Annotated in this window: 7 protein-coding genes and 1 pseudogene; 3 read left to right on the top strand and 5 right to left on the bottom strand. The window is 61.0% G+C overall.

Annotated elements, in window-relative coordinates; translation table 11 throughout:
* The 5 genes from HDC31_RS19850 to HDC31_RS19830 all read right to left on the bottom strand — a co-directional run.
* Positions 1 to 3,420: thioester reductase domain-containing protein (locus HDC31_RS19850; RefSeq protein WP_179516458.1), on the bottom strand; the 3,420-nt coding region annotated here is incomplete at its 3' end.
* A 47-nt stretch (positions 3,421 to 3,467) separates the two neighbouring features.
* The gene (locus tag HDC31_RS19845; protein WP_179516457.1) at positions 3,468 to 5,309 is read right to left on the bottom strand and encodes an anthranilate synthase family protein; all 1,842 of its coding nucleotides are present in this window, start codon (positions 5,307 to 5,309) and stop codon (positions 3,468 to 3,470) included.
* Positions 5,302 to 5,967, bottom strand: a complete 666-nt coding sequence (locus tag HDC31_RS19840) for an isochorismatase family protein (RefSeq protein ID WP_067162197.1) — start codon at positions 5,965 to 5,967, stop codon at positions 5,302 to 5,304. Before HDC31_RS19840 ends, HDC31_RS19845 begins: the two co-directional genes overlap by 8 nt.
* 2 nt (positions 5,968 to 5,969) lie before the next feature.
* Entirely contained in the window at positions 5,970 to 7,166 is a 1,197-nt protein-coding gene (locus HDC31_RS19835; protein ID WP_082829041.1) for a 3-deoxy-7-phosphoheptulonate synthase, read from the bottom strand.
* 76 nt (positions 7,167 to 7,242) lie between these two features.
* A complete protein-coding gene (locus HDC31_RS19830; RefSeq protein ID WP_217987206.1) occupies positions 7,243 to 8,643 on the bottom strand; it encodes an MFS transporter in 1,401 nt (466 codons plus the stop codon).
* 313 nt (positions 8,644 to 8,956) lie between these two features.
* On the opposite strand from HDC31_RS19830, the gene HDC31_RS19825 reads away from it, so the two are divergent.
* The 3 genes and pseudogenes from HDC31_RS19825 (at position 8,957) to HDC31_RS20405 (ending at position 10,950) form a co-directional block, all read left to right on the top strand.
* Positions 8,957 to 9,925, top strand: a complete 969-nt coding sequence (locus HDC31_RS19825; RefSeq protein ID WP_082829040.1) for a helix-turn-helix transcriptional regulator — start codon at positions 8,957 to 8,959, stop codon at positions 9,923 to 9,925.
* A gap of 260 nt (positions 9,926 to 10,185) precedes the next feature.
* Positions 10,186 to 10,551, top strand: a pseudogene (locus HDC31_RS20630) (hypothetical protein); the annotation flags it as partial.
* Positions 10,552 to 10,557: 6 nt separating this feature from the next.
* Positions 10,558 to 10,950, top strand: coding sequence for a 4'-phosphopantetheinyl transferase (locus tag HDC31_RS20405; RefSeq protein ID WP_231902677.1), 393 nt, complete (start codon positions 10,558 to 10,560; stop codon positions 10,948 to 10,950).
* Positions 10,951 to 11,574 lie beyond the last annotated feature (624 nt).

Here is an 11,574-nt window from a genome sequence, read left to right as displayed (position 1 = left end):
CGCGGCTACCGCAACCGGCACAACTACCGGCTCCGCATGCTCCTCGCCGCCGGCGGACTCACCCCATGACCCCCACCGGATGTCCGAAGAGCCACTCAACGGTTGCAGGCGATCGGCAAGGCCTGCCTGCGCCAACGCTCCGTGGAGATCGGTCGAATCGATGCGCGATCCTCGGACAGGGTCCTCTGGAGCGCGGAAGCCATCAATGAGAGGCAGAAGAGAAGCTCGCTTGTCGTCGTCATCGAGAACAGAGAGTGCCATCTTAAAGCGCTCCATCCAAAGGCCATACTCGCCTACCCGCACGAGACTTACACCCGCTTCGATGAGCCACTCCACGAACCGATCAAGGGAGATCCCATCGTCAAAGGGATTGACGAGATGATACGTGCGATATTCGCGGGTCTCGTCTTGTGCCAGTGAGGCGATCGCCTCGCTGACGACGTCCACCGGGAGGCCGTCATAGTGTGCGTGTTCTCCATTCGCCGCATAGAAAGACGATGGCGTGATTCCCGACTGCAGGACGCTGAATAGAAGGCGGGTATAGGTGTCTGGAACATTGATCTGGCCGCGATAGCGAGAGTGCGCCAGGATCATGCTGGAACGGAAGACCGTGACGGGAACGCCGAATTGTTCGTTGGCGTTGCGGAGCAGAACTTCGCTTGCCCATTTCGTTGCAGCGTACCCATCAACGATTCCGCCGGCATCCTCGATCTGTGAAAGTGCCTCTCGAATATCCACCCGCTCCGTCATCGGCCCCCCAGCTTGCTGGAGGAGAGCCGTGGCAATACTTGACATGAAGGTGATGCGCTTTAGGGGTCCGGTTAGCGCCAGATGCAGGACCTCGGCGGTACCGGCGACATTCGAGGCAAAAAGCTCGCGATATCCCAGCGCGTGATTGACCATCGCACCAGCGTGGATGATGTGCGTGATGTCCTGCGAAAGTGACTTCCAGATCTGTTCATCGAGTCCGAGGCGCGGTTCGGCCAGGTCTCCGGCAACCACGTCAAGATTCCCGGCGAGCCTGTCGAATTCAGCTAGCAGCTCTGGCGACGAGGAGTAGGTCGCGCGAAGGCGCGCTCTTGCCGCGGCATGACTGTTGGCGCGGACAAGGCAGGTGACGCGTCGCGTCGTGCCGGCGAACCTGCGTAGCCATTCGAGGCAGAGGAAGCGGCCGAGGAAACCGCTGGCGCCAGTGATGAGCACCCCCTGAGGTGCCCCGTAGCGTGTGGAGCTTGGGTTGATGGTCGCCCTAGATGAGAGGAACCGCTCGACGGTGAGTTCTTCGGCGTAGAGGGGGCGCCTATCAGAAGTGTGAATCTCCTCAAACGTCGCGAGCCACTCGCGCTGTCCGCGTTTGCCGTCCATGTACTCGCCGAGGTCCGCGAAGGTTCTGGCCTCGCTGACGAGGACGTCGACCGGGATGTGAAGGCCGTAGATCTGATTCAACAGGCGCGAAAGGTGCACGGCCGTCAGAGAGTCACCGCCGAGGTTCCGAAACTTGGCGTCGATCGAGACCGTCGCTGGCTCGATCTGCAGCGTCAGCGCGGCTGCGTCACGGATCGTGCTCGCAGTGTCGTTCTCGGCTCCGTGGGCGATGAGGTCGGTGAGAGCATCGTCTCGGGCAGCGACAATCTGTTCGTAGATTGCCTCCAGTTGTGACTGGTACTTGTCATGGAGGCGTGGGCGAACGGGCTTGCGGTGATCGGAGAGCAGCCCGTTCTCCTCGGAGAAGGGTTCGCTCTCGACGATCACTGCGGCCGGCACCTCATATGAATTCAGGTGCTCTCGCTCGGCCACGTGGCGCAGCTCGTCGAGCATCAGCTTGGCCATGGTTTGATTCCGCTCGTCGTCGGCGGCCGCGCTTTGAGCGAGGTCGGTCGGCACGACGACGGCGACGAGGGCTGACCAGTCACTCCGGCCGTAGAGGAACACCTGCCTGATCAAGGTGCTACCGGCGACGAAGGTTGCCTCAAGAGATGGTAACGCAACGAATTCGCCCTGGGAGAGCTTGATAATAGAGTTCTTCCGATCGATGATGCGGACGGTGCCGTTGGAATCGACGGCGGCGATGTCGCCGGTGCGGTAGTAGCCATCCTCCGTGAAGATCTCGGCATTGAGGTCAGGACGGTTGAAGTAGCCAGGGACGGTGGACGTGCTCTTCACGAGTAGTTCACCGCGGGCGGAGGGACGATCGGTCCGGAAGTATCCGAGCTCGGGAACGTCGTCGAGGCGATAGTCGATTACTGGCGGCGTGAGAAATCGTCCATCTGCCAGAACGCCGCCGATCTCCGTAGTGCCGTACAGCTCATGGAGCTCGATCCCGAGCAGACGCTCCATGAACGCCTTGAGCTCAGCCGAGACGGGGGCGGAGGTGCAGCTTGCCCATTCCACCCGCCCGCCGAGTACTGACGTACGCATGTCTTCGAGGACCGCCTGGCTCGCATAGCCGTCAGTGTCGTCGCGCCGGGACTCTGCGCGACGCTGGTACTCCTGATGAAGCAACTCGCATACACGTGGCACGAGAGACAGCTCCGTCGGACGGGCGAGTGCGAGATCGTCGAAGAAGTTCGCGAGGTTGGGCGTTGAGGAGAAGTACGTAACGCCTCCACGGGAGAGGGTGCTGCGCACCGAAGAGTGCCCAGCAACATGGCTCATGGGCATGTAGTGAAAGCTCGCGATCTCGTCCTGCTCCGCGAAAAACTCTGACCAGCCCTCCCCACCCCACATCTCGCGAACGAGCCTGGCAGAGTACATCGCCCCTTTTGGTGCGCCGGTGCTCCCCGAAGTGTATAGAAGCATCGACAAGTGGTCGTCACATATATCACCAAATGCATCCCCTGGATCAGGGTCAAGCTCGAGAAGTTCAGGAGCGATGGGCAGACTGTTTGCGGCAGATTCAAGGATGCGCCGATGCGAAAGGTCACCGCCACGGTAGTCCAGAACGATGAGGCGATCGATGGAATCCGCGTGAGAAAGGATGCTCTCCGCCTTATTCAGCAGGGAAATGGAGATCACAAGTGCGCGAGGTGACGTTTCGCCAATGATGCTCCGGTGTTGCTCCAGAGATCCGCTTGTCTGCAGCGGAACCGTTGTGACCCCAGCCAGGTTGCACGCGAAATCGATAGTCGTGAAGTCGATACCCGGAAAGCCGAGTAGCGCAAGGCGGTCGCCGCTCGCGAGCGGGCCCTTGACCATTCGTCGACCATGAAGCTGAGCCGCAGCGGCAAGGACACGGCGGCGGAGCTCTTCATAGCTCAGAGTCTCGTACCAATCCAGTACCTCGCTGTCGAACAGGTCACGATCCCCGTTTGACCTTGGGATGGGTCGGCGGTCTGCAAGCGCCGGCCTGCCGGAGAAGCGCTCGAAGATCGAGGTCATCTGGGTGTTCAAGAGCATGGGTGTCTTTCCCTTCAAGTTCATGGCGCTATGCGAAGATGCCCCGGTACTTCTGGTCGCAGCAGGCGTCTTCAGGTCGACGATTGCGTGGCGGCCATCGCTGTAGCGGTGCTGTTTGTCAGGAGCGTCTCGACGGCACTTCGGAGCACTCGTGCGCCGTCGACGCTCAAGATGGATTCCGGGTGAAACTGGAAGCCGATGAGATTGTCAGTTCGGATTGCATGGACTTCTCCGGTTCTGCTGTCGCTTGCCACGTCGACAACTGAGTCGATATCCGCGTGCCCGAATGCGCAGAAGGAATTGTAGAAGCCCACACGTACTTCTTCACCGAAGACTTGGATGTTGCGTTGAGTGCCTTGGTTCGGAAGAGCAAGTCGTCGAACCTCGAATCCGAGTTCCCGGCACACGACTTGGTGTGAGAGGCACACGGCAAGCGTCGGGACGCGGCGCTCAGCAACGACTCGTCTTGCGAGGCTCCGCGCGTTGGCAATACGCGGGTCGTTGTCATCGTTGGGATCGCCTGGGCCCGGTCCGAGTACTAGCAGGTCTGCCGACGCGAGCTCGGACTCAGTGGGATAGCCGGTCACCACCTGGACGTCAAGACCCATCGAGCGAAGGTGGGCGGCGAGCATACCGGTGAAGCGGTCTTCATGATCCACCACCAGGGCCCGTCGCGGAGAAGGAAGCATGCCCTGGTACCATTCGCGCACTTCCTGATTCCAGAAGTCCGCGACCTCGGAACGCCTGCCTTCGAGGAACTCCCGCCCCAGTGTGGCCAAGGCGTCGTCGTCGCCCTTTCTTGAGAAACCCGTGAGCACCGTACTGACCTTGGCGCTGGTTTCAGCGGCCTCCACCACCGGGTCAGAATCCCTGACGATGGTGGAGCCGACGGGGATGGACACTTCTCCCGTCTGCTCAAGGCAGGCGGTGCGGATCAGGATCGCGGAATCAAAGTCTCCCGTGTCCTTGCCGGATACGTGTGCCAGGACCCCGCCCAGATATCCCCGAGGGCTGAGGTCATTGCGAGCGGCCATCCGGAAAGCCGACTCTAGCGGACTTCCGAGAATCGTGGGGGCGATCAACGAGCGACGGATCACGGTCGCCCAGTCCAGAGAACTGTACCCGTGGATGAAGTACTCGGTGTGTGCCAGGTTCGACATGAAGCGCAGCTGTGGTCCGGAGACCCACGGCCGTTCCTCGCAGAGATCCGCCATGATCTTCAGTTCCTCGTCCACAACCATGTAGAGCTCATTGCGCTCCTTGGGGTCCTGGAGAAACTCTCGCAACGACGCCGCGTCCGGACCGCCGCTCGGATATCGGTAAGTGCCGGAGATGGGGTTCATCGTCGTAAGCCCGTCCTCAGTCCGGCTGAGGTGCATCTCTGGGCTGGCGCCGATCAGGGTGTGGTCGGGAAAGTGAACGAGGAATGTCCAATACGCCCCGACCTGCTTGCGAAGGAGCGCGTGGAAGATCGATAGCTCAATGGATGGGTCGCGCTTATCAACGCGACCTTGGTACGTCCGGTGTAGGACGAAGTTTGAACCATGCCCAGCTCGGATCTCGTTGTCGATAACTGCCCTGACGCGTTCCGCATACTCCTGATCGTTGACGTCGAAGTGTCCGCTGCGCAGCTCTACCGATTCGAGGTCGGCCTGTGCGAGGAAATCACGCAGAGGCGTCTTCTCGTGGTGATGAACCTGTATCGACGAAACGTGCTGACGTGCCCGCCGTTCCGCAGCAGACATAGGGCGGTCGCCCCAGAGAGCCTGACGGAAAGGGATCGCGACGATCTTTTCGCCTGGGTGGGATCGTGCTTGGTCGAGATCGTCGAAAAGCATGGAGTCGCCGGCAAACTGGTGTACCTGGCCGTCCTTCATGACGAGGGCGAAAGGCTCTGCGGCGAGATCAAACATCGGACTCCTCCCATTCTGCGATGGCAATTTGAGTCGGGAGGACTCGCGCTGACGTTCGGGCGGTGTAGTCGAGGGCGCGAAGGTGCTGGGTTCTGTCGAAGTCGGCGACCGCATCCGCGAGGAGGAAGGTTTCGAGATCCTTCGTATACGAGTCGGTGGCGGTGGCGAGCACACCGACGTGTGCATAGATGCCGCAGATGACCAGCTGATCGCGGCCTGTTCCTCGGATGAAGTCTTCCAGAGGCGTACGGGCAAAGGCCGAGTACCTCCACTTGTCGACAACAAGGTCTCCTTGTTGAGGAGCGAGGCGATCGATCACCATTCGGTGCTCTGGCGATATCGTCATGCCGGGTCCCCAGAAGTCTTTCAGAAGTCCCCGCTGCTCAGGAGTCATGCTTCCGGGCTGAGCGGTGTACACGATTGGAATTCCGAGTCGACGGGCAACGGAGATGCTTCGTTCGATGTTGTCCACAAGGTCAGTTGCGGGCTGTCGAGCCGTATCGAAGCGCTCCAGGAAGTAGCGCTGCATGTCGTGGACCAGCAGGACGGATCGCTTTGCCGAGGCCCGCCAGGGAACCACGGGATTGGGATACTCCGAGCTCTGCGGCATGGCGTAGTGGATGGTTTGCGCTGTGTCCCAGTAGGTGTTGGTTGGCATGGTCAGTTCCTGATCTTCCAATGGTTGAGTACTTCGATCGCCTGGCTCAGGGTGAGGCGGGGATCGCACAGGGAGGTGTAGGGAGCGTGTCCGTCCCGAAGATCGCTGGAAGTGCCGAGGCACTCCCTCACGGCGTCGATGGTGGTCTCCAGGTGCACTCCGCCGGCATGGACTCCTTCGCTGGCGGCGGCATCTTGGAACGCTGTCAATTCACGAGTGATTGCTTCCATGTACCGGGTCTTTCGTCCGTCCGATGCCGTAACAGTGTTTGCGTGCATTGGGTCGCTCATCCAGATCGGCTTGTAGCCCTCCTGTTGAAGGGTTCTCATCAATGCTGGAAGGCGATCTATGCTGTCGCCCATGCGCGCGATGAGCATGAGTTTTCCGTCCTGCCGAGCTGGATCGATCCGCTGAGCGATGGCGCTGAGGCTCTCTTCGGTCGTGAAAGCGGTCACCTTGCAGCCGACCGGGTTGATGATTCGGGAGGCCAGTTCGACGTGGGCGTGATCGGCCTGGTTCGTTCGGGCTCCGATCCAGACCGTGTGAGCTGATGAGAGCATCACCTCTCCCGCCGTGGTGGTCCGGAGCAAGGGAGTTTCATAGTCCAGAACCAGCGCCTCGTGGCTCGTCCAGACCGTCTGTTCTGTGTGGCTTCGAACCCGGCCAGTGATTGCGGCGGCGGCGGCGTGAGCTCGAAGCATTCGCTCGGGCTCGTGTCGTCGGGCACGCGCTGATGGGAACGGATCGTTTACCAACGCCCCGCGATACGTCGGCAGTGAAGATCCGGATACGACTTCATGCGTCTGCGAACGCGGCTTGGCGAACTGCCCGCCGATACGCCCGATCTTGACGACAGGCTGCCCACTTCGCGTTTGCAGAGCGTCTTCCATCTTGGCGAGCGCATGGACCTTCGCATCCACGACGTCGTCCGCGGTATCGGTGATCGGCTCAGCGCAGTCTCCCGCTTGGAGCACGACAGCCTGACCCTGTGCGACGTTGGCCAGTCCTTCACGCAAGCGCAGAACTTCGCCTTCGGAGACGAGCGGTGTGCTAGCGGCGAGGAGCGAAACAATCTCTTGGCGCGAATCGGCATCTTCCCATGTCGGCTGTTGCTGGGCAGGACGGGAGGCGATGCGCTCCCGCACACCGCCGACGAGACGAGCGAGGCTGGGATCGACGGTGGCATTGAGTACGGTCAATGTTCTATCCTTCTGGAGGAGTGCAAATACGGATGGTGGTCGCGATTCCGCTGGAAGTCAGCGGCGTGAGTTGGATCTACTCGTCGCCGTAGGCAGAGGGAAGTGCGGTCGATTTCGGGATCCATCGGATTGCAAGGATTCCCAGTGCCGCGCAGATGACGGCGGCTGTGGCGGCGACTGCGTGGAAGCCGTTTAGGAAGGCAGTCTGAGCGGTCTCGTACATCGCGGTGGCCGTGCCTGCTCCATCGACGACCTCAGCGATACCGGTTTCTTCACCGGGATAGGTCGCGCGGAAGACGACGGTGAGCAGCGACCCGAGGAGCGCGATTCCCAGGGCATTCCCGATCTCGTTGCTGGTTTCGGCGATGGCGCCCGCTGCTCCTGCTCGCGATTCCGGTACTGCACCGACCGCTGTATCGGCCACCAAACTGAAGGAGATGCCGAAGCCGATGCCGGCGACGACGGTGGATGCGATGTAGAACACGGCGCCGGTGGAGTCGTTGGTGAGGATCAGGAGCCCCATGCCGGCGGCCATGGAGAAGTGACAGATGATCAGCGCTGCTCGCGGTCCGACTTTCTCAACGAGGCGGGGAGCCAGGACACTCGACAAGGTCAGGACCACGGCGCCCGGGATTGCCAGCAGCGCTGCGTTTAGCACCGAGTAGCCCAGGACCGACTGGAGGTATGTCATGCTCAGGTAGGCGGCTGCTGACCACACGAACAGTGAGAGCAGGCCCGTCAAAATCGCGACCGCGAAAACATGGCTCTTGAAAAGTGCAATGTCCAAGAGTGGGATCTCCAGGCGCTTCTGTCGGAGCACGAAGAATGTGAGAACACCGATCCCAGCGAGAATCAGGGCACCAGACAGCAAGTCGATCCCGTACGTCGCCGCATGCTTGACACCGTAGATTGCGATGAGGAGGCCCACGGCGGATGAAGCGACACTGAGCAGGTCGATCTTGCCGGGCCGCGTGCCGTGAACTTCGCGCAGCAGGACCGGTGCCATGATTAGGAACAGTGCGATCACTGGGATGTTGATCAGGAAGACGGAGCCCCACCAGAAGTGGTTGAGGAGAATGCCGCCTACGATTGGGCCGATTACGAAGCCCGCGGCGAACGTCGCAGCGAAAATGCCGATGGCGCGTGCTCTTTGGACTGGATTTTCGAACAGTTCGCTGATCACGGCGAGACACGAAGGGAGGAGCGTCGCGCCACCGAGCCCCATCAGGGCGCGGGAGGCGATCAGCAGCTCGGGTGTCGGCGAGAACGCGCCACAGAGTGAACCAATCCCGAAGATCACCGCCCCGATCATGAGGAGCTTCTTTCTTCCGAAGCGGTCTCCCAGATTTCCGAATGTGATCAGTAGTGAACCAACGGCGAACCCGTAAATGTCGAGAATCCACAGGCTCTGGTCGGTGGTCGGTTGGATGGCTTCGTTGATACTGGGCATCGCGAGGAAGAGGATGGATCCATCCATAGCGACAACCAGGACTGGGCCCAGGGTTGCGATCAGCCCCCACCATGATCTCGCGGGAGCTGATGTGCGTCTGAGAGTCTGTTGTGTGTCCATGCTTTCAATCCTCAAAGGCGCTCGCCTGACCAACAAGATCACCGTCTCGGGTACTCAGTCGGATGGGATCTCGCGGCGTGGGTACCCTCAGCAGGTGCACTCAAGGGAAGTCGAGTCTGCGTGTGCGGCGAGCCAGGGATACTGACCAGCCAGGTGGGTACACCTGGGAGGGATACCTTCGGCCCTGCCGTCGCGCCTCGCGACGAGTTAGCCTGGAACCATGAAGGGCGAGACACTGGGGAGCTTCTTGAAGAGTCGGCGCAACAAGACCGACCCGGCGGCAATCGGCCTCGACCCTGGAGTTGCGCCACGACGAGTTCCTGGACTTCGTCGCGAGGAGCTCGCGCGTCTCGCTGGAGTCAGCGTGGGGTATTACGTACGAATCGAGCAGGATCAGACCGGCACTGCCTCGCTCCAGGTGCTGGATGCGCTCGCCTCCGTGATGCGTCTGGATGATGCCGAGCGAACTCACCTTTACAACCTCGCGCACGCGCCCTCGCGGGTGCCGATGGTGCGCGAAGCGCCCGAGAGCCCTCATAAGCGAGTGCTCTCCCTCTTCGAATCTCTGCACGAGACGGTGCCAGCAGTCGTCCTCGGGCGACGCGGCGATGTCTTAGCCTGGAATCATTCCGGCCACGAATTGCTTTTCGAGCATCTACCGTTCGAGGCTCCTCACGACATTGGACGGCGACCGTCCGTACCGTGGTCGTTTTTTCTTGACCCCCTGACCCGAGACCTCTACAGCAACTGGGATGAGCTTGCCCGTATTCATGTTGCTTACCTGAGGCTGACGTGTGGCCGCTACCCAGGCGACGCCAGGTTGGCCGAGCTGATCGGCGAACTGTCCATGAAGAGTGACGAGTTCGCGAATCTATGGGCCGAAGGCGATGTGGCCGACTGCACGGTGGGGCGCATGGTTCTATCGCATCCGACCCTCGGTGCGATGGACGTGGACTACCAGGTCTGGCTCCAGCCGGAATCTCCAGATCATCGGCTTGAGGTCTACACTCCCAATGATTCCGTCACGCGGGACACGCTCACTCTCCTTCCGAGCCGCGTTAACTCTACGACAGATCCGTCTCGGGAGAAGCGATCTATCGAAAGGCTCGTTCCAAAGGGGGGAGAGCACGAGAGCGCTCCAACGAGCCGCCAGGAGTCGGTGCCGCACTCAAGGATCCCCCGCCCCTGAGTAACGAGCATCACCCGCCGCTCGTCGCCAGCAGAATAGGCAAGAACGTGGCAGGGGCAATGTCTGTTAAAACCGTTCGAGCGCCATATATATCAGCCGTTGAGCGCAATTCAGTAGATGAGACACCATCTCGACCTCGCTGCGCCATACCTTGACATTGCAGCACCATTCAAACAAACCCAGTGATAACAGGCGCCTTGACTGCGTCGGAGACTCTGCTCGTCCGAGGGATCGCTCCCGGAGTTGCCAATCCAGCTTTCATGGGGATCGATTCAGACTGTCTTGCATCGGAGCGGCCGGCGCCGTGCATATCGCCTTACAGCGTGCAGAATCGTGCTATGCAGGAGTGCACAGGGTTTAGCGGTCTGTTGCCATCAGCGGTGGAGGTTGTCCAGATCAACGGGGATGGCGGGAGACCACTGCCGGCGTGGTCCGAGGAAGTCGCATGTGTAGAGGGTGCCGTTCCCAGGCGTCAAATCGAGTTCGTGACCACGCGGGAGTGTGCGCGTCGAGCGCTCCAGCGCCTGGGGCTTCCACCCGGCCCGATCCCAGTGGGAACACATCGAGAGCCCGTCTGGCCTCCCGGTATCGTGGGAAGCCTTACGCATGGCGCGAACCTCCATGCCGCTGCCGTGGCATTGAAGCGGCAGTATCGAGCGGTTGGTATCGACGTCGAACCCAATACCAGCTTGCCTAAAGGCACATTGGATTTGATCGCGAGTACCGCTGAACGCCTGGCGCTTGCGTCGCTGGAAACATCGTGGCCGACCGTTGCGTGGGATCGCCTATTGTTCAGTGCCAAGGAGGCCATGTTCAAGGCGTGGTTCCCGCTGACCGGTCAGTGGTTGGACTACCAGGAGCGTGTGCTCAGCATCGACCCCGTTACTGGCACCTTCACGGGCTGTCTGCCTCTGGATAGCGAAGCGCGATCTCGATTCCGTATCAGCTCGATCGACGGGCGGTGGGGAATCAGCGAGGATCGCGTCCTGACGGCGGTCGCTCTGGAGCAGCAGGTAAGTCAGTAGCGGACTCACCTGTGAGCAGTGCAGCGAGGGATTCTTCGACGGCCTGAATATCAACGATTCGACGTACCGAGACACCGTCATGCTCCCAGCGATCGAGATCGAGGATCCAGAGCTCGCGCGGACGCAGCTCCAGCAGGCGCTGCGGTCCGCCTCCATGGAGTTGGGCGACCGGGAGCGCTTGGGCCCGTGCTTCTGCCGGGTCAGTGAACATCTGCTGGTAGAACGCCTCCAGTACCGATGTCAGCTCCGCACCGGAAAGCGCGCGGCAATCACCGGCCATCTGAAGCCCGTCAAGGCCGTGCGCAGTGCCGGGCAGTGTGGAGACAGTCGCTGCGGCAACTCCCGTGCTGAGGACATGGCACGTATGCCGTGCGCTGACAGCTGAGCCCACCACGAACCGCAGCGGGTCGGTGAACCATGCGTACTGGAGCTGCGCCGCCCAAGGGCTCGAGTCAGGTGCTGTCGTGGCGACGGTGAGATATCCGGCGTCCCGGATGATCCCGGCGGCTCGGGTGGCGATCTCGAAGTCTGGCTATGTCAAGCTGAAGTGGCCCAGGGATGTCGCTCTGAACTGGCCCACGTGAGCCTGCTTTCCAACTCGGAAAGTATGCTCTATGCTTTCCG

The organism is Microbacterium sp. JAI119 (assembly GCF_013410135.1).
In the GTDB taxonomy this organism is placed as follows: domain Bacteria; phylum Actinomycetota; class Actinomycetes; order Actinomycetales; family Microbacteriaceae; genus Microbacterium; species Microbacterium oxydans.
The sequence above is the reverse complement of the archived record's forward strand: the minus strand, read 5'-3'. Positions and strand labels throughout refer to the sequence as shown.